The sequence below is a fragment of the Bradyrhizobium sp. AT1 genome, assembly GCF_001590795.1.
Taxonomy (GTDB): Bacteria; Pseudomonadota; Alphaproteobacteria; order Rhizobiales; family Xanthobacteraceae; genus Bradyrhizobium.
Window position 1 is genome coordinate 126,619 of record NZ_JXDL01000001.1, and the last position, 26,896, is coordinate 153,514.

At 64.7% G+C, this 26,896-nt stretch carries 24 protein-coding genes; 16 read left to right on the forward strand and 8 right to left on the reverse strand.

The genetic code is table 11. From position 1 onward, the window contains the following. Positions 1–12 precede the first annotated feature (12 nt). The 6 genes from SE92_RS00580 to SE92_RS00605 form a co-directional block, all read right to left on the reverse strand. Complete coding sequence (locus SE92_RS00580; RefSeq protein WP_063193996.1) at positions 13–1,740, reverse strand: FAD-dependent oxidoreductase; 1,728 nt, start codon at positions 1,738–1,740, stop codon at positions 13–15. Positions 1,741–1,748: 8 nt separating this feature from the next. Next, positions 1,749–3,473 (reverse strand): FAD-dependent oxidoreductase, encoded by a 1,725-nt coding sequence (locus SE92_RS00585; RefSeq protein ID WP_063193997.1) that lies wholly within the window; start codon positions 3,471–3,473, stop codon positions 1,749–1,751. 4 nt (positions 3,474–3,477) lie between these two features. Then, positions 3,478–4,287 carry a shikimate dehydrogenase family protein gene (locus SE92_RS00590; RefSeq protein WP_063193998.1) on the reverse strand — a complete coding sequence of 270 codons (810 nt, stop codon included), beginning with the start codon at positions 4,285–4,287 and terminating at the stop codon, positions 3,478–3,480. A 16-nt stretch (positions 4,288–4,303) separates the two neighbouring features. After that, positions 4,304–6,835 (reverse strand): branched-chain amino acid ABC transporter ATP-binding protein/permease, encoded by a 2,532-nt coding sequence (locus tag SE92_RS00595; RefSeq protein ID WP_245324397.1) that lies wholly within the window; start codon positions 6,833–6,835, stop codon positions 4,304–4,306. Next, positions 6,832–7,701 carry a branched-chain amino acid ABC transporter permease gene (locus SE92_RS00600; protein ID WP_063194000.1) on the reverse strand — a complete coding sequence of 290 codons (870 nt, stop codon included), beginning with the start codon at positions 7,699–7,701 and terminating at the stop codon, positions 6,832–6,834. The genes SE92_RS00595 and SE92_RS00600 overlap by 4 nt, the downstream gene beginning before the upstream one ends. A gap of 74 nt (positions 7,702–7,775) precedes the next feature. Further along, positions 7,776–9,038 carry an ABC transporter substrate-binding protein gene (locus tag SE92_RS00605; protein ID WP_063194001.1) on the reverse strand — a complete coding sequence of 421 codons (1,263 nt, stop codon included), beginning with the start codon at positions 9,036–9,038 and terminating at the stop codon, positions 7,776–7,778. Between the two features lie 190 nt (positions 9,039–9,228). On the opposite strand from SE92_RS00605, the gene SE92_RS00610 reads away from it, so the two are divergent. The 4 genes from SE92_RS00610 to SE92_RS00625 are packed head-to-tail and all read left to right on the forward strand — an operon-like array spanning position 9,229 to position 12,892. Further along, positions 9,229–10,284, forward strand: a complete 1,056-nt coding sequence (locus SE92_RS00610; RefSeq protein WP_063194002.1) for a Gfo/Idh/MocA family protein — start codon at positions 9,229–9,231, stop codon at positions 10,282–10,284. Between the two features lie 17 nt (positions 10,285–10,301). Further along, positions 10,302–11,150, forward strand: coding sequence for an IclR family transcriptional regulator (locus SE92_RS00615; protein ID WP_063203267.1), 849 nt, complete (start codon positions 10,302–10,304; stop codon positions 11,148–11,150). Positions 11,151–11,171: 21 nt separating this feature from the next. Beyond that, positions 11,172–12,065, forward strand: coding sequence for an NAD-dependent epimerase/dehydratase family protein (locus tag SE92_RS00620; protein ID WP_063203268.1), 894 nt, complete (start codon positions 11,172–11,174; stop codon positions 12,063–12,065). Next, on the forward strand, positions 12,062–12,892 hold the full coding sequence (locus SE92_RS00625) for a sugar phosphate isomerase/epimerase family protein (protein ID WP_063194003.1): 831 nt from the start codon (positions 12,062–12,064) through the stop codon (positions 12,890–12,892). Before SE92_RS00620 ends, SE92_RS00625 begins: the two co-directional genes overlap by 4 nt. A 15-nt stretch (positions 12,893–12,907) precedes the next feature. On the opposite strand, the gene SE92_RS00630 is transcribed toward SE92_RS00625, so the two are convergent. Further along, positions 12,908–13,795: a helix-turn-helix domain-containing protein gene (locus SE92_RS00630; protein ID WP_063921196.1), complete on the reverse strand. Its 888-nt coding sequence runs from the start codon at positions 13,793–13,795 to the stop codon at positions 12,908–12,910. 181 nt (positions 13,796–13,976) lie between these two features. Between SE92_RS00630 and SE92_RS00635 the strand changes: the two genes are divergently transcribed. From SE92_RS00635 to chcB2, 5 genes are all read left to right on the forward strand, one after another. Continuing rightward, positions 13,977–15,680, forward strand: a complete 1,704-nt coding sequence (locus SE92_RS00635; protein WP_063194005.1) for an FAD-dependent oxidoreductase — start codon at positions 13,977–13,979, stop codon at positions 15,678–15,680. Positions 15,681–15,747: 67 nt separating this feature from the next. Then, a complete protein-coding gene (locus SE92_RS00640; protein WP_063194006.1) occupies positions 15,748–16,980 on the forward strand; it encodes an ABC transporter substrate-binding protein in 1,233 nt (410 codons plus the stop codon). 24 nt (positions 16,981–17,004) lie between these two features. Then, positions 17,005–17,343, forward strand: coding sequence for an NIPSNAP family protein (locus SE92_RS00645; protein ID WP_063194007.1), 339 nt, complete (start codon positions 17,005–17,007; stop codon positions 17,341–17,343). Between the two features lie 35 nt (positions 17,344–17,378). Beyond that, the gene (locus SE92_RS00650) at positions 17,379–18,173 is read left to right on the forward strand and encodes an SDR family NAD(P)-dependent oxidoreductase (protein WP_063194008.1); all 795 of its coding nucleotides are present in this window, start codon (positions 17,379–17,381) and stop codon (positions 18,171–18,173) included. Between the two features lie 32 nt (positions 18,174–18,205). Next, positions 18,206–18,949, forward strand: a complete 744-nt coding sequence (gene chcB2 / locus SE92_RS00655) for a cis-4-hydroxycyclohexanecarboxylate dehydrogenase (RefSeq protein ID WP_063194009.1) — start codon at positions 18,206–18,208, stop codon at positions 18,947–18,949. Between the two features lie 1,103 nt (positions 18,950–20,052). Here the strand turns inward: chcB2 and SE92_RS00660 are convergent. Then, positions 20,053–20,784: a TetR/AcrR family transcriptional regulator gene (locus SE92_RS00660; RefSeq protein WP_063194010.1), complete on the reverse strand. Its 732-nt coding sequence runs from the start codon at positions 20,782–20,784 to the stop codon at positions 20,053–20,055. Positions 20,785–20,996: 212 nt separating this feature from the next. On the opposite strand from SE92_RS00660, the gene SE92_RS00665 reads away from it, so the two are divergent. The 7 genes from SE92_RS00665 to SE92_RS00695 are packed head-to-tail and all read left to right on the forward strand — an operon-like array spanning position 20,997 to position 26,887. Next, the gene (locus SE92_RS00665; protein WP_063203270.1) at positions 20,997–22,226 is read left to right on the forward strand and encodes an NAD(P)/FAD-dependent oxidoreductase; all 1,230 of its coding nucleotides are present in this window, start codon (positions 20,997–20,999) and stop codon (positions 22,224–22,226) included. A 22-nt stretch (positions 22,227–22,248) separates the two neighbouring features. After that, positions 22,249–23,526, forward strand: coding sequence for an aromatic ring-hydroxylating oxygenase subunit alpha (locus SE92_RS00670; RefSeq protein ID WP_063194011.1), 1,278 nt, complete (start codon positions 22,249–22,251; stop codon positions 23,524–23,526). After that, a complete protein-coding gene (locus tag SE92_RS00675) occupies positions 23,523–24,032 on the forward strand; it encodes an aromatic-ring-hydroxylating dioxygenase subunit beta (protein ID WP_198172508.1) in 510 nt (169 codons plus the stop codon). The genes SE92_RS00670 and SE92_RS00675 overlap by 4 nt, the downstream gene beginning before the upstream one ends. Positions 24,033–24,076: 44 nt before the next feature. Further along, complete coding sequence (locus SE92_RS00680) at positions 24,077–24,814, forward strand: SDR family NAD(P)-dependent oxidoreductase (RefSeq protein WP_198172510.1); 738 nt, start codon at positions 24,077–24,079, stop codon at positions 24,812–24,814. Positions 24,815–24,822: 8 nt separating this feature from the next. Beyond that, on the forward strand, positions 24,823–25,149 hold the full coding sequence (locus SE92_RS00685; RefSeq protein ID WP_063203272.1) for a non-heme iron oxygenase ferredoxin subunit: 327 nt from the start codon (positions 24,823–24,825) through the stop codon (positions 25,147–25,149). Continuing rightward, the gene (locus tag SE92_RS00690; RefSeq protein WP_063921198.1) at positions 25,136–26,008 is read left to right on the forward strand and encodes a VOC family protein; all 873 of its coding nucleotides are present in this window, start codon (positions 25,136–25,138) and stop codon (positions 26,006–26,008) included. Before SE92_RS00685 ends, SE92_RS00690 begins: the two co-directional genes overlap by 14 nt. A gap of 27 nt (positions 26,009–26,035) precedes the next feature. Continuing rightward, entirely contained in the window at positions 26,036–26,887 is an 852-nt protein-coding gene (locus tag SE92_RS00695) for a VOC family protein (RefSeq protein WP_063194013.1), read from the forward strand. Positions 26,888–26,896 lie beyond the last annotated feature (9 nt).

A 26,896-nucleotide genomic window follows, 5' to 3' on the forward strand; every position in this document is an offset into this window, starting at 1 on the left:
TTCTCCCTGCGGTCAGGCGGCTGCCGACCGGTTGTTCTCAAGCGGAATTCCGCCGGCATGATGCGCGGCGATGTAACCGAACGTCATGGCCGGGCCGAGCGTGATGCCGCCGGACGGGTAGCGGCCGGCCATGATGCTCGACATGTCGTTGCCGACGGCATAGAGGCCGTCGATCGGCTTGCGCTCGCCATCGAGCACGCGCGCATGCTCGTCGGTGTCGAGGCCCGCGAAGGTACCGAGGCTGCCGGCGACGATCTTCACCGCATAGAACGGGCCGGCCTGGACCGGCGCGACGCACGGGTTGGGTTGATGCGCGGCCTCGCCCTGCACGCGGTTGTAGGGCGTGTCGCCGCGGCCGAAGGCAGGATCTTCGCCGCGCGCGGCAGAGCCGTTGTAGTCTTGTATCGTCGCTTCCAGCCCGGCCACGGCGATACCGCAGGCGCGCGCAAGCGCCGCGACGTTTTTGCCGCGCTTGAGGTAGCCGTTGCGAAGCCAGGGACGTGTCGGGAAAGGCGAAGGCCGAACCCGGCCCAGGCCGTAGCGCCCGATGAAGGTCGCATCGCAAATCGCCCAGGCTTCCGCGGGCTCGCCGGCGGGCGTCACGGCGAACAGCGCCTTCATCACGTCGTGGTAGGAGTCGGCCTCATTGGTGAAACGCCGTCCATCCTTGCGCACTATGATCAGACCCGGTTTGGCGCGCTCGATCAGATGCGGGAAACGGCCGACCGAGCCGTCTTGATGCGGGACCAGCGACACCGGCGCCCAGGCGCCGGTGTCGGAAAGATCGGTGCGCGTCCTGCCGCCGACGGTTTCGCCGAGGCGGATGCCGTCGCCGGTGTTGCTCTCCGGCGCCGCAGACCAGTGCTCGCGGCCGCTCGGCGCGTGGGCGAACAGCGCCGCCTTTCGTGCGACGTCGTGCGGAAAGCCGCCGCAGGCGAGCACGACGCCGCGGCGCGCGCGAATGACGAAGGTGGTGTCACCCTGTCCGACGCGGGCGCCGACCACGTGCGATCCTTCCATCGCGAGCGATTGCGCCGGCGTCGCCGTCATGATCCGCACGCCGAGTTCGTCGGCCGATTTGAGGAGCCGCGCCACCAGCGCGTTGCCATTGGCCAGATGCATGCCGCGGCCAAAGCGCAGCAGGTCGAGGAAATGCCGCACCAGCCGCCGCGCGACGTGCAGGAATGAGGCGAGCGACGAACGGGCGTTCAGAAAGTGCCGGAGATCGGCACCGGAGGCGATCCCCATGCCGAAGGGCGACACGTCCGCGAGCGGCGGCCGGAGATCGCGAATCCGCGGGCCGAGCTCACGGCCGTCGAACGGCGCCGCGCAGACCGATCGTCCGCCCGTCACCGCGCCCGGGCTCTTGCCGTGGAAATCCGGAATCTGGTTGCCGTCGATGAAGGCGAGGTGGGTCTCGCGCTGGAAGAAGTCGATCATGCGCGGACCCTGAGCGAGGAACATCTCGATGCGAGCAGGATCGTAACCGTCGGCGAGCTCGTGCCGCAGATAACGCCTGGGTTGTTCCGGGGGCTCGACGATGCCGGCCGCCTGTGCCAGCGGATTGCGCGGGATCCACATCCAGCCGCCGGACCATGCCGTGGTGCCGCCGAGCTGCGCTTCCTTCTCGATCAGCACCACGTTGAGGCCGAGCGAAGCGCCGGTGACGGCCGCGGCCAATCCTCCCGCGCCCGAACCGATCACGAGCAGGTCACAATCGGCGATGTCAGTCTTGACCATGCTCGAACTCACGCGGCGCGCCGCGCCTGTGTCTCGCCGAGCGCATGACGGATCGCGCGGTAGGCGAAGGTGATGGCGGGGCCGATGGTGATGCCTGGTCCGGGATAGGTGCCGCCCATGATCGAATTGGCTTCGTTGCCGCAGGCATAGAGGCCGGCGATCGGGCTGTTGTCGGCCCGCGTCACTTGCGCCCATTCATTGATCACGAGACCGGTCGCAGCTCCGATGTCGCCAGGATACAGCCGCACGGCGTAGTAGGGTGCCGTCGCTATCGGGCCGAGCGTCGGATTGGGATCCACCGAAGCGTCGCCGTTGACGCGATGATAGGGCGTGGTGCCCCGGCCGAACTCCGTGTCGGTGCCGCTCACGGCATAGCGGTTCATTGCCGCGACCGTGGCTTCGAGGTTCGCCGCTGGCACGCCGATCTTGCCCGCCAGCTCGGCGATCGTCGCGCCTGCGGTCAGGTAACCGTCGGCCAGATAAGGCGCGAGGTCGCGCGTGCCCATGCGCACCATCCCGAGGCCGTATTTGCCGAGGCCCGCCGCATCGGTGATGATAAAGCAGGGAATGCATGGCGCGGTCTTGTCGTGCTCGAACATCGCCCGGCCGAACAGGTGGTACGATACGGATTCGTTGACGAAGCGGCAGCCGGTCTGGTCGACGCAGACGGTGCCGGGCTTGCTCCGGTCCATGACGAAATGCGGGAAGCTAGCGGTGCTGCCGTCGGCGCGCCGACGGATCGAGACCGGTGCCCAGAACGCACTGTCGAGATTGCCTTCGCCAAGACGCGCGCCGAGCCTGAGCGCGATGTCCTGCATCGTGCCGGTGTGGCCGGGCCCCGAGGGACTGTAGGTCTCGCCCTTCGGCAACAATTCGCTGCGCCGTTGCGGATGTCGGTTAAAGCCGCCGGCGGCAAGCACCACGCCGTGGGACGCGGCGATGCGACGCGTGGTTGTGCCCGATTTCAGCACAGCGCCGGTGACGGTGCCGTTCTCCGTGACGAGATCCTCCACCTCGGTGCGGAGCAGGATGTCGACGCCGCGCGCGTTGAGCGACGCCAGGAAGCGGCCGATCAGGGCGTTACCCATTACCAGGCGCGATCCGCGCCGGCCTCTCAGCCGGTCGCCGGCATAGTGAGCCAGGATCTTCGCCGCGTGCGCAAGGGAGCGCGCGGACTTGCGGATGGCGAGGAGATGACCGATGTCGGTACGGTCGACCATCATGCCGCCGAAGATGGTGAACTCCGGAATCGGTGGCCGAATCTTGTCGAGATCGGCGCCGAGGCTGCGCCCGTCGAACGGCACGGGCTCCAGCGCGCGGCCGCGCATGGTCGCGCCTTCGCACTGCTGCTCATAGTCGGGATGGGTCGCGTAGGGTCGGAACTTGACCTCGCTGCTCGCTTCGAGCGTCGCGACTGCTTCGGGCGCGCTGTCCAGGAAGGCCTCGCGCATCGCCGGCGCGGAATAGTTGCCGACCACGCCGTCGAGGAATTTGCGGACCTTCTCGCGGCTGTCGTCGGGGTTGACGCTTTTGGAATGATGTGAATTCGGCATCCACGTGGTGGCAGCCGACAATGCGCTGGTGCCGCCGACATATTCGGTGCGTTCGACCACCAGAACCTTGCGTCCTTCGATCGCAGCAAACAGTGCAGCCGCCATGCCGGCGGCGCCGGAGCCGATCACGACGACGTCGTAGCGCCCGCCGTTGGAAATCGCGTCGATGGTTCTGAACATGGCCTTACCTCGCTCCGTCGCGCGTCAGCAGGAAGTCGATCATCGAGCTTTGCAGCGCATTGTACATATCGGTTCCGGTCGAGGTCCGGCTTCCCAGCCGCCGGGCCGCTTCCACCAGCGGCGAGACCGCCGGGCTGGTGACGACACAGCCGACGAAGGTTTCAGAGTTGAGTTTTGAGACATCGACCGGATAGGGATCGCCCGCGCGCATGCCGAGCGGCGTCGCGTTGGCGACCAGATCGAAGCCGGACGGGTCTGCGATGCCTGCTGAGATCTCGGCCCGGCCGAGCGTCTTGAGCTTGGCGATCAACTGATCCCGGCGCGCGGTGTCGCTGTCATGGATTGCAAGCGAGTGCACGCCGGCTTCGACCAGCGCCATGGCGATGGCCGAACCCGCGCCGCCGGCACCGACCAACAGCGCACGCTTGCCGGAGGGCTCGCCGCCATTGGCGCGCACCGCGCCGACGAAGCCGAGTCCGTCGACGATGTCGCCATGCCAGCCGCCTTCCGGCCGCCGCCGCATGATGTTGACCGAGCCCAGCAGGCGCGAGCGCTCGGTCGCGCTGACGCAGAATGCGAAGCAGGCAAATTTGTGCGGGACCGTGACGATGATGCCGTCGAGATTGCGGACCTCCGTCAGCGCCTTGAGAAGCCCTTCGAGATGGGCGCCATCGACCTGCACGGGCACCAGGATGCCGTCATAGCCGCGATCGACGAAGGCTTTGGTAACGCCGCCGGGCGATTTCACCTGTGCGATGGGATCGCCGACGATGACGTTGAGGCGCGTCGCGCCGGTCAGGTTGAGGCTGATCATTCTCGTTCTCTTCTTGTTATGCCGCTCCGCGGGCCTCTGCCTGCTCGGCCTGTACGACGCCGAGCAGGCGAGCCTGCAACTCATGGTCCTGTTCCAGCACGGCCGCATCGCCCGTGAAAGCGATCTGGCCGTTCACCAGCACATAGGCACGGTCGACGATGGGCAGCACGAGCTCGGCGTGATGCTCGACGATGACCATCGCCACCTTGCCGCGCAGCTTTATGAGAGCATCCATGACTTCCTTGACGACGGCCGGGGCGAGGCCTTCAAAAGGCTCGTCGAGCAGGATCAGCTTGCTCGGCACCATCAGCGCGCGTGCGATCGCAACCATCTGGCGTTCGCCGCCCGACAGGTTCTCGGCCTTGGCGGAACGGCGCTCGCGCAGGCGCGGGAACAGCTCGAACGCGCCGTTCAGTCCAATGCCGCCTGCCCGGGCCGCGAGCTGCAAATTCTCGGTGACCGTCAGATTGGGGAACAGTCGCCGTCCCTCGGGAACGAGCGATACGCCGAGCCGGTTGATCTCGTAGGGCTTGAGACGCGTCAGCGGCTTGCCATCGAACAGGATGTCGCCGCCGCTCACCATCAGAGTCCCGCTGAGGCTGCGCAGCAGGGTCGTCTTGCCGACGCCGTTGCGGCCCAGCAGCGCGACGGCTTCGCCCGCGTGCACGGTGAGATCGACGGATTCCAGCACCGTGCTGCCGCCATAGCCCGCAGAGACGCCGTTCGCGACGAGCAGGGGCGCAGCCCGGGCGTGTGCGATGCGCTCGACCGCCGGCGGCGGGGCCTGCGCGCCGTCCTTGGCGGCGCCGAGATAGGCCGCGATCACATCCGGATTAGCGGCGACTTCGGCAGGCCTGCCGTCGGCGATCATCCGCCCCTGATGCAAGACTGAGATGCGGTCGGAAATCGCGAGCACCCGGTCGATATCGTGCTCGATCAGCAGCACGCCGTGGCTCTGTGCGAGTTTTCTGATCAGCTCGGCGACGACGACACGGTCGGCCTCCGCGAGGCCCGCCAGCGGCTCGTCGAGCAGCAGCAGTTTGGAATCGATCGCGAGCGTAATGCCGATCTCGAGCAGGCGCTTGGCGCCGTGTGGGAGATTGACGCATTGCTCGGCCGCTGCGTCGGCAAGGCCGACGGCGTCGAGGATCGACCATGTCCGCGCGTTCACCGCGTCGACAGCGTAGGCGTTGGCGAGCAGCCGGGCCGATCCCGCGCGCTGAGCCTGCACCGCGACGCGGACGTTCTCGAACACGGTGAGGTTTGGGAAGATCGAGAGGATCTGGAACGAGCGACCGATGCCGAGGCGGGCGCGGACATGCATGGGCGCCCGCGTCACGTCGGTGCCGTCGAAGGCGATGCTTCCGCCGCTCGGCTTCAGTGCACCGGACAGCATGTTGAAGAACGTGGTCTTGCCGGCGCCGTTCGGCCCGATGATGCTGTGGAGCACGCCGCTGCGAACCTCGAGGTCGACGCTCCTGGCTGTCACCAGGCTACCAAAATTCTTGCTGAGGGCGAAGGTCTGCAACAACAGCTTGCCGCGCTCGAAGCCGGCGGTGCTGCTCGCGAACGGGGCGATGATGTCGGGGCGCTGCGGGATGTCGGGACGCACCAGGGTCCAGCGCTGCCGGCCGAACAGCCGTTGCCACAGTCCCTGCATGCCTTCCGGGGACGTCAGTGCGAACAGCATCAGGATCGGCGCGAACACCAGCCACCAGTTCTCCGTCACCGCCGACAGGCGGTCCTCGAGCATGATGAAGGCGATCGCGCCCCACAACGGCCCGAGCACGTGATGCACACCGCCTAGGACCGTCATCAGTAGGGAATCGCCCGCATGCTGCCAGCTCAGATTGTTGGCGTAGACGCCCTCCAGCATCAGCGTCAGCAGCGCACCGCCGAGGCCGACGAAGGTGCCGGTCAGGATCAGCGCACCATGGCGGAAGCGGTGCACGTTGTAGCCGAGGCTGCTCGCGCGCTGCTCGTTGTCGCGGATCGCCTGGAGCACGCGGCCGAAGGGCGAGTGGGCGATCCGCCAGAGCAGCCACACGCAGACCACGGTGACCGCCACGACGAAAACGTGGAACGACCAGGCGGTGGTGAAGCTGGTCCGGTGAACGCCTTGCAATCCGTTCTCGCCGCCGGTCACCGCGGTCCATTTGAACGCGACCTCGAAGGCGATCTGGGAGAAGGCGAGGGTCAGCAGGGAGAAGTACAGGCCCCTGCGGCGCAGGATGACGGCGCCGATCGCCAGCGCGAGCAGGGCCGAGAACACGGTCGCGAAGACCAGCGAGACGAGGTCGTTGCCGTAGCGTCCAAGGACGAAGAACGCGGCCGCATAGCTGGCGCACCCGAAGAACACCGAGGCGCCGAACGGCACGAGGCCGGTATAGCCGACCAGCATATTTACCCCGGCGCCATAGAGCGTGTAGATCGCGATCTGCGTGATCAGCGAGATCGGCGCGCCGAGCAGCGACCAGACCGCGGTCAGCGCAGCGAGGACGAACGCAACGACGAGCGCCGGATGGCGCAGCATGGATAGAAGTGTCACTCGAACCTCTCCCAGCGTTCACCGAACAGTCCACGCGGACGGACGAGCAGGATGGCGGCCATCAGGATGTACATTGCCGCGCCGGACCATTCCGGCTGGAACTGAATGGTCATGGCGGTGGTGAGGCCGACCAGGAGTCCGGCCACGATGGCGCCCTCGAAGGACCCGAGGCCGCCGATGGTCACGATCACGAAGGCCGGCATGATGGCGCCAGCGGCCATCGAGGGCGTGATGGTCCAGAGCGGCGCGGCCAGGAGTCCGCCGAGCCCGGCGAGCAGGCAGCCGATGCTGAACACGCCGGTGAAGACGATCGGCAGGTTGATGCCGAGCAGCCCGACCATTTCCGGATCGCGCGATCCGGCGCGGATGATCCGGCCGTAGGGTGTGTAGGCGAGGAACGCCCAGAACAGCACGAGCACGAGCACGGTCGTCACCAGCACGAACATCCTGTATTTGGTGATCAGGATCGGACCGTATTCGACGAAGCCCGCGAGGAATTTGGGCGCCGAGAACGGCACCGGGGCGCCGCCGAAAATCAGGCGCAGCACGGCTTCGGCCAGCAGCGCCAGCGCGAAGGTCAGGATCAGGCCGAGCAGCGGCTCCTTGCCGTAGAGATGCCTGATCAGAACCATCTCGACGACGACGCCGATCGCGCCGGTCAGAAGCGGAGCGGCAAGAGCGGCCCACCAGCCGAACTCCTTGCCGAGCGCATAGGCGAGATAGGCGCCGACCGCGAAGAAGGCGCCGTGGGCGAAATTGACGATGCCGAGCATCCCGAAGATGATCGAGAGCCCGATCGCGATCAGCACGTAGAGAAAGCCCAGCACCAGGCCATTGACGGCCTGCGACAGGATCATATCGAGCATGGCGTCATCCGTTGTTGGCGAACGAGGCGCGATGTGAAGGCACAGGCGCCGACATCGCGCCGCCGTGAGCGATGTCAGAGCGTGTCCATCTTGCAGGCGCTGTCGGCCGACGAACCGAAGGCCTTTGCGATTTCGTCCGGCGTCTTCGGCAACTCGGCCCTGACGTCGAAATAGTCCCACTTGTCGCTGATCTTCGGATGGATGCCGGCGACCAGGAGGCGGCTCGTCATCTGGTGGTCGAAGTCGCGATAGCCGACGTCCATGTCGCCGCGGCGATATTTCCAGGCCTCGAGCGCCTGGACGATCGCGCCGGGTTCGGTCGACTTCGCCATCTCGATGGAATCGAGCAGGCTCTTCATGCCGAGCCAGCCCATCCACGCCTTGTCGGCGGCGGGGCGGTTGTGTCTCTTCTCATAGGCCGCCGCCATCGCCTGCTCCTCGGGCGAATTGTTGGGATTCTTGTACCACCAGGTGATGGTGTAGAGCCCGTCGGCGGCTTCTGGGCCGACGCCCCACAGATCGGTATTGCCGACCGAGATCTCGGCGAAGGGAATCTTGCCCTTCATGCCGAGCTCGTTCCACTGCTTGAGGAAGGTGGTGAGGTCGCTGGCGGCGATGCCGCCGATCACGACGTCGGGCTTGGCGGCGCGGATCTTCAGGATGAAGGACGAATAGTCCGGCGTCCCGACCGGGACTTCGTCGGCGCCGACCACTGTGCCGCCATTAGCGGTGATGTAGTCGGTGAAGGCGCGCTTGATGTCCTGGCCGAAGGCGTAGGACGCCGTCAGCAGGTACCACTTCTTGCCGATCGAGGCGCAATAGGGCGCAAGGATGCGAGCGTGCACGTCGACCGGCGGCTGCAGGCGGAACGTGTACTTGTTGCAGGATTTTCCGGTCAGGTCGCCGGTGGCGGCGTTGGCGGCGACGTAAGGGATCTTGGCTTTCTTGGCGACCGAGGAGATGGCGAGCGCAAACGACGACAGCGCGCCGCCCACCATGCCGACGACCTTCTGCTCGCCGACCAGGCGCTCGGCGCTCTGCTGCGCGCCTTGCGGATTGGGCTCGTCCAGCCAGACGATCTCGGCCGGCCGCCCCAGGAGCGTGTTGTTGCGTTGCTCGAGCGCGAGCATGCCGCCCTGGGCGAGATATTCCGCCTGGTCGACGATTGAGCCGGTCTTCGCCCAGATCATTCCGATCTTGATCGGCTCGGCCGCCGCGGCGTTGCCGACATAGGGCATGCCGAGGCGCGAGGCGGCGAGCGACGTGGCGCCCAGCAACAGGCCGCGCCGGCCGATGTGCAAGGTTGTGGCCGCGCAAGTCTTCGTAGGTTCCGTCATGTCGATCCTCCCCTATTTTGAGCCAGTCGTTGCCGGCGGGCCGTGCATGCGGCTCTTGCAGGGGCAGCCCGTAGCATGACTGGAATTGGATTCCAATCTCAAAATCGCAAAACTAGAATCCAATTCCAATTGCAGACGACGCGTGCTAAGGGCGGTCAGCGAGCAACCGCAGATCAAGGAGAGGACGGAGATGACCAGGGCCGCGGTTGGCGTGATCGGCGCTGGCGCGATTGGGCGGGAGCATGTCGAAACGATGCGCAGGTCGGACAGTTGCGTGCTCGCTGCGATTGCCGAACCCTCAGCCGGAGGAAGAGCTTACGCCGAAGGCCTCGGCGTGCGCTGCTACGCCGACCCGCTCGATCTGTTGCGTGAGGTGAAGCCGGCGGCGGCAATCATCGCCACGCCGAACGCGACCCATCGTGAGCTCGCCATCGCATGCATCGAGCGCGGCATCGTGCCGCTGGTCGAGAAGCCGATCGCAAGCACGCTTGCCGATGCCGAGGCGATTGCGGCGGCGTCGGAACGGTCGGGCGTGCCCGTCCTCGTCGGGCATCATCGACGGCACAATCCGATCATCCGGCGGGCACGGGCGATGGTCGCGGAGGGCGCGCTCGGCCGCCTGACCAACGCCACCGTGCTCTCCATCTTCTATAAGCCCGCCGATTACTTCGAGGTGGCGTGGCGGCGCGAGGCTGGGGGCGGGCCGGTGCTCATCAATCTGATCCACGAGATCGATCTGGTCCGCCATCTGTGCGGCGAGATCAGCTCGGTCCAGGCCATCTCGTCCAACGCAGTGCGCGGTTTTGCGGTCGAGGACAGCGCCGCCGTCCTGCTGCGGCTTATCAATGGCGCGCTGGTCACGCTGAACCTGAGCGACACCGCGGCCTCGCCCTGGAGCTGGGATCTCGCCAGCGGCGAGAGCCCAAACTATCCGCCGCAGCCGGCCGCGGTGCAGACGCACTTCCTCAGCGGCACCGAAGGCGCGCTGGCGCTGCCGACGCTCGACTATTGGCACTATTCGTCAGCGAAAAGCTGGTTTGTCCCGATCTCGCGCGGCTCGGTTCATTTCGAGCGCGGCGATCCCTACCTGGCGCAGATCGATCATCTGGCGCGGGTGGTCCGAGCACAGGAAGCGCCGCTGATTTCCGCCCGCGACGGCATGCTGACCCTGCGGGCGACGTTGGCAGTTCACAAAGCCGCTAAAACCGGTCAGATAGTACAGCCTGATCAGGAGATGGAATTGTGAATCAGGATGCTGCCTTGATGCTGAAGAATTCGGATCCCGTCGATGCACCCAGCGGCCTTCTGGAGCGCACGCTCGGCGTGCTAGAGCTGCTCGCGACGAATGCTCGCGGGATGCAGTTGTTCGAGGTCGCCGACTCGCTGCACATTCCGCGCAGCGCCACGCACCGCGTGCTGACGAGCCTGATCGAGCATGGCTATGTGAAGCAGGAGCGCGAGCAGGGCGCCTACCAGCTCACCGCCAAGGTCGCATCGCTTGCCTTCACCTTCCTCGCTGGCAGCGGCATCACCGACTTCGCCCAGCCGCTGCTGGATCGCCTGGCGCGCGAGAGCGGCGAGCTTGTGCGTCTCGCCATGATCGATGGTCGTGAGCTCGTTTGGGTGGCCAAGGCGCAAGGATCGCCTTCCGGACTGCGCTACGACCCGGACATGGGGCAGGTGGGACGGCTGTCCTGCTCGGCGAGCGGCCATGCCTGGCTGTCGTGCCTGTCGGACGAGGATGCGCGCACGCTGGTGGACAAGCAGGGCTATGGGCTGCGCAAGGACTATGGTCCGCGCGCACCCGAGAGCTGGCCGGCGCTGCTGAAATATCTGCGCCAGACCCGCAAGCGCGGCGTCAGCATCTGCCTACAGACCTATACGCCCTGGATGAGCGCGACCGCCGCGCCCATCCGCCATCCCAAGACCAGGGAGGTCACCGGCGCGGTCGTGATCGCCGGCCCTCATATCCGTCTCACCGAAGAGCGGATGCTCGCGCTGGTGCCGGCCCTGCTCCAGACCGCGCAGGAGCTCTCGATGGCGACGCTCGCCTCGCCGGGCCTCCATGGCGCGGGCCAGCACGGCAGCTTCTTCAACACGAATGCGTCCTGAACGGCGCGGACATCGATGGCCATGCAGATATTGATCACGGGCGGCGGCGGCTTCATCGGCGCATGGCTGGCGCGGCGGCTCGCCGCCGATGGCCATCGTCTCGTCGTGTTCGAGCCGGTCGCGCGCAGCGCGCAGTTCGAGCGGATCGTCGGGCCGGCTGCTGCCGCCGTCGAATGGCGGCGCGGCGACATTGCCGATGCGCGGGCTGTGCGCGCGGCGACCGGGGGCTGCGACGCAATCGTTCATCTCGCCGGTATTTTGACGCCGGCCTGCAAGGACGACCCGATCCGCGGCGCGATGATCAACCTGGTTGGAACGCTGAACGTCTTCGAGTCGGCGCGCGCGCTGGGGATCCGCCGCATCGTGTTCACCAGCAGCGCTGGCGTCTACGGCCCCGATGACGACACCACGCCGCGCCCGATTACCCATTACGGCACCTTCAAGCTCGCCTGCGAGGGCAGCGCGCGGGCCTATTGGGCGGACCACGGGATCGCAAGCGTCGGCTTCCGCCCCTATATCGTCTACGGCTTTGGTCGCGAAACCGGATTGACGGCCGGACCTTCGCTCGCCTGCCGCGCGGCGGCGCGCGGCGAGCGCTATGTGATTCCCTATGCCAGCACGGCCGGCCTCGTTCATGTCGACGACGTGGTCGCGGCCTATGTGGCGGCGCTCCGCCGCAAGCCCGACGGCGCGCTGGTCTTCAACCTGCCGGGCGAGATGGTGTCGAACGACGACGTCGTCGCCGCGGTGCGCGCCGTCGTGCCCGATGCGGAGATCGGCATCGACGGACCGGTGCTGCCCTTCGCCGAGGACATCGGTGAGGGCGATTTGCGCCGCGTCTTTCCCGATCTGCCCGCGACCTCGCTGCGCGCCGGCATTCGCCGCACCGTCGAGCAGTATCGGGCCGCATCATGACGCTGCCGGTGCTCGGTGCCCACACGTTCGGTTTTGCCTGGGACTGCGCTGCCGACGCGGCGATCGAGCGGCTCGCCTCAGCCGGCTATCGCACCGTTCAGCTCATGGCGACGCCGCCGCATTTCGATCCTTGGCGCGAGGATGCGGCGCGGACGCGGCGGATCCGCGCCGCTCTCGAAGGTCATGGCCTCTCGCTACTCGCGCTCGATCTTGCAAGCAGCGACATCAATCTTGCGAGCCCGGCGCCGCACGTGGTCGATTTCGCGGTAGACGCCTATTCGGCCGCCATCGATCGCGCCGCCGAGCTCGGCGCCCGCTGGATCTGCGTCGGCTCCGGACGCCGGCATGCGCTGCTCGCCAAAGCCAACGATCGGTTGATGGTGAGCTTTCGCGACGCTTTCGCCCGCATTCACGACAAGGCGGAGCGCGCCGGCGTGCCGATCATCCTCGAAAACCATCCGCAGGGGCTGCTCGCCAGCGCCGCCGATATCGTTCGCTTTCTCGATGTCGAAGGCTATGCCGGGATGCCGGTGATCTACGATGTCGCCAATGCCGTTGCGATCGGCGAGGATCCGGTCGAGGGGCTCAAGGCGCTGTGGCCCCGTCTCCGCATCGTTCATTTGTCGGATAGCCCGAAGGCGCAGTGGCGACACGATCCGATCGGCTCGGGCGAGATCGATTTTGCGGCCATCGCCACGCTATTGCGGCAGCGCGGCTATGACGGCAGGATCGTTCTCGAGATCCTGTCGGACCAGCCGCTCAAGGACATCGACGAAGGCGCCGCGATACTCGAGCGGCAGGGCCTGGTGTTCTCTCTCGCCGGCTGATTGCGCAGTGCCGGCTCAGCCGGCAGCGGCGCGAATCTCGCTGGAGAACATCCGCTCGCGGAAGCGGCCCGGCGACAGGCCGACATTGCGGGAGAAGAAGCGGTTGAAATAGGCCGGATCGGCGTAGCCGAGCGCGGCGCCGATCTCATTCACGGTCATATCGGAGTAGAGCAGGTTACGCTTGGCCTCCGTGAGCAGCCGATCATTTATCAGCGCCAGCGAGGACTTGCCCGTCGTCATCCGGCAGCAGGAGTTGAGGCGGGCCGCCGTCACGCCGAGCTTGCGCGCGTAGACATCGAGTGAGGGATGATCGCGATAGTGCTTCTCGACGAGCTCGCGAAAGCGCATCACCGTCTCCGCCTCCCGCGCGCTGGTGACCGGGCGGACGCGCTCCTGCTCGAGCAGCCGGCGCACCGTCACCGCGAGCAGTTGCAGATAGGCTTTGATGGCAGTGCGGCGGCCGGGGGCCGACCAGACAAATTCATGCTCGAGCGCGGCGAACAGCCCGACAAGGTCGATGTCGCGGCCGATCTGTTGCGGCAGGAAGCGCGCCGGCACGCGAAAGCCGTCGACGAGATCGGCAGCGTCATCGAGCGCGGATTGCAGGAAGGGCGGTGCCACGGTGATGACATAGCCGTCGGTGCCAGGCTTAAAGCGGATGGCATGGATCGTCAGCGCCGGGATGATGACCAGCGCCGGCGGCGAGACCTCCCAACTCACGCTCTCGACCTCGATGGCGCCGCCGCCCTTGCTGATCATCAGGATCTGGTGATGGTCGGGGTGCGTGTGGGTCCGGATTGTCCAATTATGGTGCCCGCTGCGCACCGGAATTGGCTCGATATGGAGGAATGACGGTTCGACCTTCGAAGCCGCCTCCTCGTACAAGAAGTAGTGCGGGATCATGCTTGCGGTTCCCTCCGCGGCTTTGGCGGCCGTTGCTCGCCGCTGCACCGCACTTATGAAAAGTACAATACAAAAGGAGTTTCGTCCATTGGCGGCGCCCGCGGCCGCGCCTATCCAGAGGACGACGTGTCGTCCGACTCAAAGAAACGACGGTGCGGCGAGGCCATGGGAGGAAGCGGCAATGTCGGGACAAGGGCGCGATCTGTCGTGCGATGTGCTGGTCGTTGGCTCCGGCGCCGGCGGAATGTCCACCGCGATCACGGCGCGAAAATGCGGGCTCAACGTGATCATCGTCGAGAAGGACGTCTATTTCGGCGGCACGACGGCTTTCTCAGGCGGCGTGCTGTGGATTCCCGGCAATCGCCATGCGCGCAATGCGGGCGTGATGGACAGCCGCGAGGCAGCGCGTATCTATCTCAAGCACGAGACCGGCAATCACTTCGACGACGCGGCGATCGATGCCTTTCTCGATGCCGGTCCGCGCATGCTCGATTTCTTCGAGAAGGAGACCGAAGCGAAGTTCGTGCTGTCGGCTTATCCCGACTATCATCCGGAAGTCGAGGGCGGCGCCAGGCTCGGCCGCTCGGTGACCGCGGCGCCCTATGACGCTCGCGCGCTCGGTGCGGAGGTCCGCCGGCTGCGGCCACCGCTCGAGACGATCACCTTCATCGGCATGATGTTCAACTCGTCCAACGACGAGCTGAAGCATTTCTTCCGTGTGACCAGCTCGCTCGCGTCCGCAGTGTACGTCGCCAAACGGCTTGCGAGCCATCTCTGGGATCTCGCGCGCTATCGCCGCGGGGTCAAGGTCACCAGCGGCAATGCGCTGGCGGCGCGGCTTGCCAAGACAGGCTTCGACCTCGAAATTCCGCTGCTTACGGCAACGCCGGCACAGCGGCTGATTGTCCGAAACGGTATTATTGCGGGCGCGGTCGTCAGCGACGCCAAGGGCGAGTACGAGATCACGGCGCGCCGAGCGGTGGTGCTGGCGAGTGGCGGATTTCCACACGATCAGGCGCGCATCGCGCGCGCCTATCCGCACCTTGCCCGCGGCGGCGAGCATCTGTCGCCGACCCCGTCGGCCAACACCGGCGACGGCATCCGCATGGCGGAGGAGGCGGGCGGCAGCTGCGACATCCGCTTTCCGAGCGCTGCGGCCTGGATGCCGGTGTCGCGCGTGCCACTGGGCAATCGCACCGGCGTGTTTCCGCACCTCGTGGACCGCTACAAGCCCGGCGTGATCGCGGTGAACAGGCAAGGACGCCGCTTCACCAACGAGTCCGACTCCTATCACGACGTCGGCGCCGCGATGATCGCTGATGGCGCGGGCGGCAAGGAGACCGCGGCCTGGCTGATCTGCGATCATGCCACGATCCGCAAATACGGCCTCGGCTATGCCAAGCCGGCGCCCGTCCCGGTCGGCGCTTTCGTGCGCAACGGCTATTTGAGCCGCGGCGTGACACTGCGCGAGCTCGCCGCGGCTGTGGGCATCGATGCCGACGGTCTGGAAGCAACGGTGCGCGAGTACAATGAGGGTGCGTCCTACGGCATCGACCGCGCGTTCAATCGCGGCTCGACGGCCTTCAACCGCTATCTCGGTGACGCCGAGCACAGGCCGAACCCGAACGTCGCCCCCATCGGCGAGGGGCCCTATTACGCGCTGAAGCTCATCATGGGCGATCTCGGAACGTTCGACGGTCTGACCACCGACGTGGTCGGCCGCGTGGTACGCCGCGACGGCACGGCGATCGCGGGCCTCTATGCCGTCGGCAACGATCGCGCCTCGATCATGGGCGGCAACTATCCCGGCGCCGGCATCACGCTCGGGCCGATCATGACCTTCGGTTACATCACCGGCCGTCATCTGGCCGGGCAGCAAGCCTGATCAACACCATCGAGCGCGATCAACAACGGTCCATGCCGGAAGGCAGGGCGGGTGAGGGAGAGACGACATGAAAATGACACGCCGCAATTTCGTCGGTGCCGGCCTCGCCACGACGTTAGCGCCGCGCCTGGCCAGGGCGCAGTCCGACAACACGATCCGCATCGGTGTGATTACCGACATGTCCGGCATCTATCGCGACGTGTCGGGGCCCACCACGGTTGCCTGTGCGCAGCAGGCGGCCGCCGAATTCATGGCGGACAATCCCTCCATCAAGGTCGAGATCCTGGTCGCCGACCACCAGAACAAGGCCGATGTTGGTCTTGCGATCATCCGCAAATGGTTCGACCAGGATGGTGTCGACGTGATCGAGAATGTCGGCAACTCCTCGATCGCGCTTGGCGCCAAATATCTGATCGAGGACAAGAACAAGGTTGCCTTGATCACCACCGCCGGCTCGTCGGACCTGACTGGCAAGAGCTGCAGCGCCAACCTCGTGCACTGGTCCTGGGATTCCTGGTGCCTAGCCCATTCGACGGCGACCTCGCTCGTGCGCACCGGCGGCTCGAAATGGTTCTTCCTCACCGCCGATTACGCCTTCGGACATGCAGCCGAGGCGGATGCGGCGAAATTCGCAAAGGCGGCGGGCGGCACCGTGCTCGGCTCGGTGCGCTACCCCTTCGGCTCGACCTCGGACTTCTCGTCCTTCCTGCTGCAGGCCCAGTCGAGCGGCGCGAATGTGATCGCCTTTGCCAATTCCGGCAATGAGCTGATCAACTGTCTGAAGCAGGCTCAGGAGTTCGGCCTGGACCAGGGCGGCACGCGCATGGCGGCCTTGGTCGGCTATGTCACCGACGTCCTCGGCATGGGACTTTCGACGGCCAAGGGCCTGTCGCTCACCGAGACCTTCTACTGGGATCTCAATGAGCGAACGCGCGCCTTCATGAACCGGGTGAAGCCGCGCCTGGCATCGAACGTCTATCCCAACATGAGCCAGGCCGGCGACTATGCCTGCGTGCTGCACTACCTCAAGGCAGTGAGGGAGCTCGGCGTCGAGCAGGCCAAGCGCAACGGCCGCGAGGTGGTCGAGCTGATGAAGAAGATGCCGACCGACGACGACTGCTTCGGCCAGGGCACGATCCGCGCCGACGGGCGCAAGATCCATCCGGCCTATCTCTTCGAGGTGAAGAAGCCCGCGGAGAGTATGTCGACCGGCGATGTCTACAGGCTGGTCTCGACGCTGAGCGCAGCTGAAGCATTCCGGCCGCTCGAAGAGGGAAGCTGCGCACTCGTTCGCAGCTGAGAGGGCCAACCGGGAGATCGTCCGATGACCGAGCATGCCATTGTCGACCTGCGCGTCTACACCATCCGCCTGCGCAAGATGGCGGAGTTCATCGAGGTGTTCGACCGGCTCGCGATGCCGGTCCAACTCAAATATCTGGGACGTCCGCTCGGCATGTTCACGAGCGCGGTCGGTCCGCTCAACCAGATCGTCCATCTCTGGGGGTTCCCCGACATGGGCGAGTTCGAGCGCCGGCACGCCGCGCGCGACAAGGATCCGGACTGGCCGGCCTACCTGCAAGCCTCCAAGCATCTCATCGTCGCCCAGGAGAACCGGCTGATCCGCAGGATCGAGCTGCCGTCCCTGTCCGGCCTGGCCACCTGAGGCGCCGGTCGCCTTCCCAACGTTTGGAGCTCCGCATGGCGTGGATCGATCTCTCGGCAAAAGTCGCTGTCGTCACGGGCGGCGGTGCCGGCATCGGGCGTGGAATCGCTCTTGGTCTTGCGGCCGTTGACGCGACCGTCGTCGTGCTCGACCGCGACGAGACCGGCGCGGCTGTGGCCGCGGAGATTCGCGCAAATGGCGGACGCGCGGAGTTCTTCGCCTGCGACGTCACAAGCGATGACAGCGTCGCGCGCGCCGCAAGCGAGGTCGCGGCGAAGGTCGGCGCGGCTGCAATCCTCGTCAACAATGCCGCCACGATGTTGTCGGGCGGGCTCGAGACCACGAGCATGGCGGATTGGGACCGCATTCTGTCATTGAACCTGACAGGTTACCTGCGCTGTGCGCGGGTCTTTGGTGGGCCGATGCTGGCGCGCGGCGCGGGTGCCATCGTCCATGTCGCGTCGATCTCGGCCACGTTCCCGCAGAGCTACAGCGGCGCCTACAGCGTGAGCAAGGCCGGAGTGGTCATGTTGTCCCGTCAGCTCGCGGTCGAATGGGGACCGCGCGGCGTGCGCAGCAACGTTGTCAGCCCGGGCATGATCCGCACGCCGATGACAGAGGCCATCTATCAGACCCAGGGCGTGCACGAGGCACGCCGGGCCCTGGTTCCGGCGCGGCGCATCGGCCGTCCCGAGGACATTTCCGATGCGGTCGTCTTTCTCGCGAGCGAGCGCGCGAGCTACATCGCGGGCGAGGAGATCGTCGTGGATGGCGGTTTCACGCGGACGCCGATGGGCTTGATCGCGCGCCCGGGCTTCGAGCGGAGCTGAGCTCGGTAAATCGGGCCGAACGGGAGGGTGTAGTGCTGCTCAAGGGAAAGGTTGCCGTTATCACGGGCGCCGGATCCGGGATTGGAGCCGCGACTGCACGGCTGTTTGCCGTCGAGAGGGCGAACGTCGTGCTCGGCGATCTCGCCGAAAGCGGCGCAGCGCTTGCGGCAGAGCTTGCCGCCGATGGTCATGCGGCGGTCTTCCAGCAGGTCGATGTCACCAATGAGGCCTCGGTTGCCGCGCTGATGCAGGGGGCCGTTACGCAGTTCGGCCGGCTCGACATCCTCGTTGCCAATGCTGGTATCCCCGAGCGCAAGTCGCCGATCCATGAGCTCGATCTTGCCGACTGGCGCCGCGTGATCGACGTGGATCTCACCGGCGTGGCGATCTGCAACAAGTTCGCCGCAGGCAGCATGCTCGCGACCGGCGGTGGCGCGATCGTCAACATGGCATCCATTCTTGCCCATGTCGGCCAAGAGAACAGCAATGCCTATTCGGCTGCGAAAGCCGCGGTCGTCAATCTCACGCGCTCGGTGGCGCTAACCTATGCGCGCCAGGGTATCCGCGCCAATTGTGTGTCTCCGGGCTATGTAGACACGCCATTGTTGTCCAAGCTGCCGGACGCCACTCGCCAAGCGATGCTGGTACGGCAGCCGATTGGTCGGTTGGCCCGCCCCGAGGAGATCGCGCAGGTCGTCGCCTTTCTCGCCGGCGACAGGGCCTCGATCATCACGGGCGCCTGCATCAATGCCGACGGTGGCTACACAGCGATTTGATGCAACGGCCGTTCAGAGTCGGCCTGCCTGCGATCTCGTAGGGGCCGCTGCGGGTAAAATACGCTATGGCAGCGCAGTTGGAGTCGGCGATGGGCAGGAATCAAGTTTTGCAGGCTCAGTCTGTGGAGCGAATTAGTTGGCTCGTTTCCAGACCACCTTGGTTATCCCCCGGGTTGATGCTGCGGGGTTCGTCAGCTTCAACTCGGTCGCTGGCAGCTCCTGATGCAAACTGGACCCCTCAATGGCTATTCGAATGGCTATTCGAGTGACCGCTGACGGTATCGGCTGGGAGCCGGCGAAAGCCCCGGAGGAGGCCGTACCGACCTTGGGCGTACGTCTAGTGTGTCGATTGTTTTCGATACTTGCCGAAGGTGTCGGTCCTCAGAGTCTCGCAAATTTTTCTGTGAACCCAAGACCGAAAAATTCAGGTGGATATATCGTCGGCGTTAGACCGTGGGCTTTAAGGATCTATGCTTGGAAATCAATGCGGAAACGTCTTCCTAAATGATTGAGTGGGAGTAGGGGGATCGGGTGGTGTTGCGCGTCTTGGCGTAGTCTTGGGTAGGAGGTCTCATTTTCTTCGAACTGCCGCTGGAGACTTGCGGGCCACGGTTTAACCTCGATGAACGTTGGCATTCCATGGCGTTTTTGCTGACAGCGTACTGCAGCGGTTGAGCCGTGCAGAAGGGCTGGGCCGGCTCGGAAATCCCCGCTTGGGAGAAGCGGGGTTCAAATTTCCCCATAATGGATTGGACCGAGAGGCTGGCTTCAGCCTGTTAGTTGGTTTCTTGCGCGAGACGTGCGCATCGGGGGATCATGAAAAATCTTGCGAGGTCCAGGGTGGACAGCTCTGTGAAGTACGAGAGCGACGGTCCATTGCGATGAGGCATGCAGAGGAGCGCGGCTGAACCGGCAACATCTTCCGGCTGTTCCCATCGCTTGAATGCGGTCGGCGATGTCACAGATCCATCATTGCAACTGAAGTGGAGGACCTGCTCCGCAATTCTGAGAAGGTGCGGGCATCGGCGTCGCCGATAGTTATGATGGTCGGGACTCGCCTCGCGAGGTGATGATGGCAGGCGTTGGCCGTTCCGGTGCCAGCGTCATATCACCTTTGATTCCTGCCTCGCTGCTCGCTGCCCCAGCTCATGCTCGACGAACAAGGACACCATGTTGCGCCAGCGATGCAGGAGTTCTTCGAATTTCTTTGGGTTGTTGTCGATGAGCGTGCGTACCGCAAGGCCACGCACGATGCTCAGCGTCAACTGAAGTATATCCGAGGCCAAGCGGCGTGGAATGCCACGCTTGACGAGGGTCTCGAGCCAAGCCTTTTCAGCACTGAAACGAGCATCGCGCGACATCGGCACGGTATGCCGCATCAGATCCTCGTCCCGGGCGTCGCCCATGGTAATGGCGAGCGATACGAAGAAGTAATCGCTGAAGAAGAAGGCTTTCGCGTCCTCGATCGCATCGGCGACCGGATTAGCCGAGTGCCGTGCGGCGACCGCACGGCGGCGGCTTCCCACGAGCATTTGCTCATTGAGATACTGCAGTGTCGCCAGAATGAGCTCATATTTGGTCGGGAAATGGTGAAGCTGCGCGCCTCGAGATACGCCGGCGCGATCTGAGACCTCGTTGGTGCGCAGCCCGCCATACCCGCGCTCCCGCAGGAGCACGATAGCGGCCTCGATCAGCTTCCTGCGCGTCGTTTCACTGCGTTCCGCCTGGGTTCGGCGTGGCTTCAGCAGTGGCGCGCGGGCGTTCGTCCTCGAAGCGCGCCGCGATGACACGGAGGGATCGGCTTCGAGCCTCGGCTTTGAATTTCTGGTCGCCATCTGTTCGCCTCTGATTGCTCCGGTTCAACAATACCGACCCAACGGGCAATCTCAACAAGAAACAGGATAATCATCCTGTAAATACTGCAATGCAGCGACGAAAGCCTTCCTGCGCAGCTTGACAAACAGGACAACTGTCCGGAAAGTTTGGATTGAGGACGCAACGGAGATTGCGCCCGGCGGGCAACGGTCAGACAGAGGTGCGCAAGTCGATGAGGACGGATTCCTCCGCAGCCGATCTTCATGCAGACGACGACGCGATCGTAATCGTCGGCGCCGGTCAGGCTGGTGCGCGCGCGGCCGAGGCCCTACGGGCGGCCGGTCACAAGGGAAGGATCGCTCTTGTCGGCGAAGAGGCACATCTTCCATACGAGCGTCCGCAGCTCTCGAAGGAAGTCCTGCTCGACCGCGCATCGCTTCCGGCCTCGATCAAGGAACGCACCGGCTGGCAAGGCATCGATGTCGATCTCGATCTCGGCACGCATGTTGCGTCGTGCAATCTGGATCGTCGAGCCGTGGAGCTCGCGGACGGTCGTCGCATTGCCTTTAACCGCCTCGTTCTGGCGACCGGCGTAGCGGCGCGCGAGCTACCACAGCTTGATGGAGCCGATATTCCGGTGCGAACGCTTCGGACCATCGAGGACGCTCTGTCTCTGCGAGAGTTGTTCCGGCCGGGGGCGCGGATCGTGCTGATCGGCGGAGGGGTCATTGGCCTCGAAGTCGCTTCCGCGGCGATCAAGTCCGGCTGCGCTGTGACGGTCGTGGAAGCCGCCGAAGGTCTGCTTTCGCGGGCGCTGCCGCGCGTTGTCGCGGACTATTTGCAGAAAAGGCATGAGGACGCCGGTGTCCAATTTCGCTTTGGCGTATCTGGTCGGGCAACTGCAGATGGCCACCTCATTCTCTCGGATGGATCGCGAATTCCGGCCGACTGCATTGTGGTTGGCATCGGTGCCGAGCCACGCGTTGTGCTTGGCCGGCAGCTCGGCCTTGACTGTGACGGTGGCATCCGCGTCGATGCGTGGGGCCGCTCGGATGCACCGGGCGTTTATGCGATCGGCGATGTCGCCGCGCAATGGAGCGAACATCAGCAGCGGTGGGCGCGGGTGGAGACATGGGCCAACGCCCAGAACCAGTCGATTGCCGTCGCGCGCGGGATGGTCGGGCAGGGAGCAGGTTACGGCGAGGCGCCGTGGTTCTGGACCGATCAATACGACATCAACATCCAGGTCGCTGGCGAGCTTTCAGGCACGGATTTGGTGCTGCGCGGCGACGTCAGGAGCGGCCGTTTCGCGGCGCTCGGCCTGCAAGACGGTACGCTGTGCGGCGCCGTCACAGTCAACAATCGAAAAGACATGGCCGTCCTGAGGAAACTCGCGACGCGTCCTGTAAACCGTGCAGATCTCGAGAATCCCTCGTTCGATTTGCGCAAGGCGCTGGTCTGAAAGGGCACAAGGGGAGGAAGCGATGGCGGCACCGCTGAAGAAAGTCGTCGACAATGACAGGCTGGTGGATGACGACCGCGAGGGGCAGCGCTTCCGTGTGTCGCGGACGGCTTTCGTGTCGAAGGAGATCCTGGCGCTGGAGCGGGCCAATATCTTTGACAAGGTCTGGCTCTATCTCGGCCATGAGAGTGAGCTCGCCAAGCCCGGCGATTTCCTGACGCGGTCGGTCGGCGGACGCACGCTGCTATTCACGCGTGACAACAAGAGCAAGTTCCACGCGCTGATGAACACGTGCCCGCATCGCGGCGCCCGTGTCTGCCGGGAACGAAGCGGCAATGCCAAGTCGTTCCAGTGCTTCTATCACGGTTGGGTATTCGGGCTCGACGGTGCGCTGCGAGACATGCCGGGCAAGGAATCCTATCCGCCGGGCTTTGCCGAGCGGTCGACATCCAGCCTGCAGCCCGCGCCGAAATTCGACTCGTATCGCGGCTTCTGTTTCGTCTCGTTCAACCCGAATGTGGAGTCGCTTCCCGAATATCTCGGCAATGCGAGGGAATATATGGACATCGTCGCCGACCAGTCCGAGGCGGGGATGACGGTTGTCGGCGGAACGCAGGAATACTCGATCCGCGCGAACTGGAAGCTGCTCGCGGAAAACAGTTACGACGGCTACCACGCGGCGACAAATCACGCGACCTATTTGGAGTATCTCAAGGGTACGACGGGCGGCCTTGTGCCGATCCAGCTGACGGGATCGGGCCGCGATCTCGGAAAGGGGCATGGTGTCGTCGAATATCGGGCCCCCTGGGGCCGGCCGGTCGCACAATGGATCCCGGCCTGGGGTGACGACGGCAAGAAGCGGGTTGAAGCGATCTACGACAATCTGATGTCGAGACACGGCAAGGAGCGCGCCGACCGAATTGCGCTCTACAACCGCAATCTGCACGTTTTCCCGAACCTGGTCATCAACGATATCATGGCCCTGACGGTCCGGACGTTCTACCCGTCCGAGCCGGACTTCATGACGGTCAATGCGTGGGCGCTCGCGCCTGTGCAGGAGGACCCCGGCGACCGAAGCGCGCGCTTGTTCAACTTCCTCGAGTTTCTTGGACCGGGCGGTTTCGCGACGCCCGATGACATCGAGGCGCTGGAGCAATGCCAGGACGGATATTCGAATCTCGCGGAAGTTGGCTGGAACGACATCTCAAAGGGATTGACCAAGGAAACGCCGTCCTTTGACGATGAAGCGCAAATGCGCGGCTATTGGACGGAATGGAACCGCCGGATCTACGGGGCATGAGCATGACCGCAACAGCAACCCTCCAAACCATCACCCGCGCTGACGTCGAGGACTTTCTCTTCGCGGAAGCCGACCTGATCGATGCCTGGAAACTGCCGGAATGGCTTGAACTGTTCACGGACGACGCGCACTACTTCGTGCCCTCGACCGACGTCGATCCAGGAGCCAGGCCGAACGATAACCTGTTCTACATTGCGGACGATCGTTTCCGGCTCGGGGAGAGGGTGAAGCGCCTCATGAAACGCACGGCCCATGTTGAGTTTCCGCACTCCAAGGTGCGTCACATCGTCGGCAATATCCGCATTCTCGAGCGCGATGGGGACGACCTGAAGATCAGCACCTCCTTCATTGCGCACCGGACCAAGAATGCAGTTACGGACGTCTACTTCGGGACGGGCCTCTACCGTCTCGTGGTGCGCGACGGCCGCCTCGCGATCCGGGAAAAGCGGTCAATTCTGGCCTCCGACGGACTGCGGCAGCAGGGCCGTGTCAGTTTCATTCTCTGATTGGTCCGCCGGGAGTGGTGATGTCGAAGCACTTGAGTGGGAAGGTGACCATCGTGACCGGCGCAGCGCGAGGCATCGGTCTTGCGATCGCGGAGCGGTTGGCCGCGGATGGCGCCGAGCTCGTACTGTCTGACCTGGATGGCGATGTCCTGGCGCAGGCGTGCGACAAGGTCGGCGGCGCCAGCGGAAGAAGGCCGGTGAGCGTCGTCGGTGACCTCTCGGATCAGGAGGTCTCGAAGCGGCTGATCGACACCGCAATCAAGGCGTTCGGCGCCGTGCACGTGCTGGTGAACAATGCTGGTGGGGGCATTATCAAGCCGTTTTCCGAGCAGACGCCCCAAACCCTGAAGACGACCATCGACCGCAACCTGTGGACGGTCCTCTGGGCCTGCTGGCACGCGCTACCGCACATGTGCGCGCAAAAATATGGCCGCATCATCAACATCGGCGCAGACTCGGTCCGGAACGGCTTGTGGGATCATGCGGCCTACAACGCTGCGAAGGGCGGTGTTCATGGCCTGACCACCGGTCTTGCGCGCGAATATGCGCGGGACGGGATCACGGTCAACACGGTGGCGCCTTGCGCGGTGAACACGCCGCAGATGGTTGAGATCACGCAGAAGGCCCCTGAGCTCGCCGCCAAATTTGTCAGCGTCATCCCGATGGGGAGACCGGGCGAAATGACCGAAGTAGCCTCGATGGTGAGCTACTTGTCGTCGGCGGAGGCCTCATTCGTGACGGGGCAGGTGATCAGCGTCAATGGCGGCAGTACGATGTTGTGATGGCAGGCATGACTGAGACCAGGACCAGGACCGTTGCTCTGTTCGCCGTCGATGAGCTTCAGAACGGCGAGATGCGCCAGGCGCATCTTCCCGAGGGGAATCCGATCGCTGTCTACCGGGTGGGCGAACAGTTCTATGCGACTGACGACAAGTGCACGCACGGCGAGGTCTCGCTGACCGAGGAAGGGACGCTGAGCGGCTGCATCATCGAATGCAGCTTTCACTTCGGATCCTTTAACGTCACGACGGGCGCCCCGGTTGCGATGCCGTGCGAGGTGCCGCTCAAGACCTATCCCGTTCGTGTCCAGGACGGTTTCATTCATGTCGAGATCTGATGCAGTGACGCCATTCTCGGATCAGCCGCTGGCCTATTCGCGCATTCCGGTGCCGTCCCTCGCGATGGCCGCCCGGTTTGCGATCGACGTTCTCGGGCTCGAACGCTCCGATGAGAGGGAGTTTTCCTTTCGCTCCGACGAGCGGCGCAGGTCGATCATGTTTACGGACGAGGCCGCGCCGCCGGCCATTGGCATTGCGCTGGCAGACGACGAGGCGCTGGTGCGGCTGGCCGAAACGCTGTCGTCACGGCATATCTCCGTCGCTGAGCTGGACGGGGAGGCATGCCGACGCCGGGCCGTCCGACGGTGCTTTTCAATTTCCGATCCGACGGGGCATTCGATCGAGCTGGTTGCTTGCGTCGAGCTGTCGGCCCGGCGGTTCCATCCGCTGCGAGATTCGGGCCTTGCGGGATTTTCGACGGTCGGCCTGCGGAGTCGCGACATCGACGCCGACGTTCGATTCTGGTGCGAGACAATCGGCGCCGAGGTGGCCGACCGCGTCGGCGACATCACCTATCTTCGGTTCGATGCCGCACATCACCGCATCGCGCTCTATCCATCCGACCGGGGCGGATTGCTGTATGCGAGCTTTGCGGTGAAGTCCCACGACGACCTGATGCGTAATGCCTATCTTCTTGAAGAACGGCAGGTTCGCATCGTCCATGGCCCGGGCCTGGAGACGGTATCTAATCGGATGTTCGTGCGTTTCCAGGCGCCGGATGGGGCAGTCTTCGCGTTCGAATTCAACGGAAACGAGGAGCGGGGCGACCGGCGACCGCGGCAGTTCGCGCTCGATCGATACGCGCTCTGCGCCTGGGGGAGCCCCTGTCGTGACGTGCGGGAATTGGCCGCGGCTTAGTCTTATGAAGAGAGCGGGAGGCGCCACATGATTGAACTAATCGACATTTCCTACGTCCGGCTGGGCACGCCGGATCTTGGGCTAGCGGAGGATTTTGCAACCCGCGTGCTGGGCCTGCAGGTCGGTGAGCGCGGTGGCAAGTCGGTCTATCTGCGCTCCGACCAGCGCGCTCACACGCTCTGTTACTACGAGGGCGATCCGCGGGAACAGACGGTGGCCTTCGAGGTTCGTGATGCTGCGGCGCTCGATGCCGCGGCGGGTGTGCTGGAGTCGATTGGTCACCCGGTCCACCGGGGCACGGCGAGCGAATGTGCCGCACGAAAGGTTCGCGCCTTCATCGGTTTCAAGGATCCGACCGGCAACAGTGTCGAACTCGTGGCCCGGCCCGAAATGAGCGGCAAACGCTACTACGGCATGCGTGATGCAGGCATCACCGGGTTCAACCATGTCGGCCTGAATTCCATCGATCCGGTGCGCGATGAAAAGTTCTGGACCACCGTCTGCAATGCGCGGGTCAGCGACCGCATCGGCGACATTGCGCTGATGCGGGTCAATGCGATCCACCATACGCTGGCGCTGGCGCCCGCCAAGGGGCCCGGCATCCAGCACGTCAATCACCAGGTCGAGAGCAATGATGACGTGATGCGGTCCTTCTATCATTTGACGGAGCAACACGTGCCGATCGTGTTCGGCCCGGGTCGTCATCCGACCTCGGGCGCCCGTTTCCTGTATTTCCGGGGACCGAACGGCATGGTGTTCGAATATTCGGTCGGGGTCGACGAGATCCAGGATGAAGCGGCGCATCGCCCACGCCAGTTCGGGTTCGAGCCGACGAGCCTCTGCATGTGGGGCTCCAAGAGCAATTTCGTCCCGATGTAGGTCGGAAAG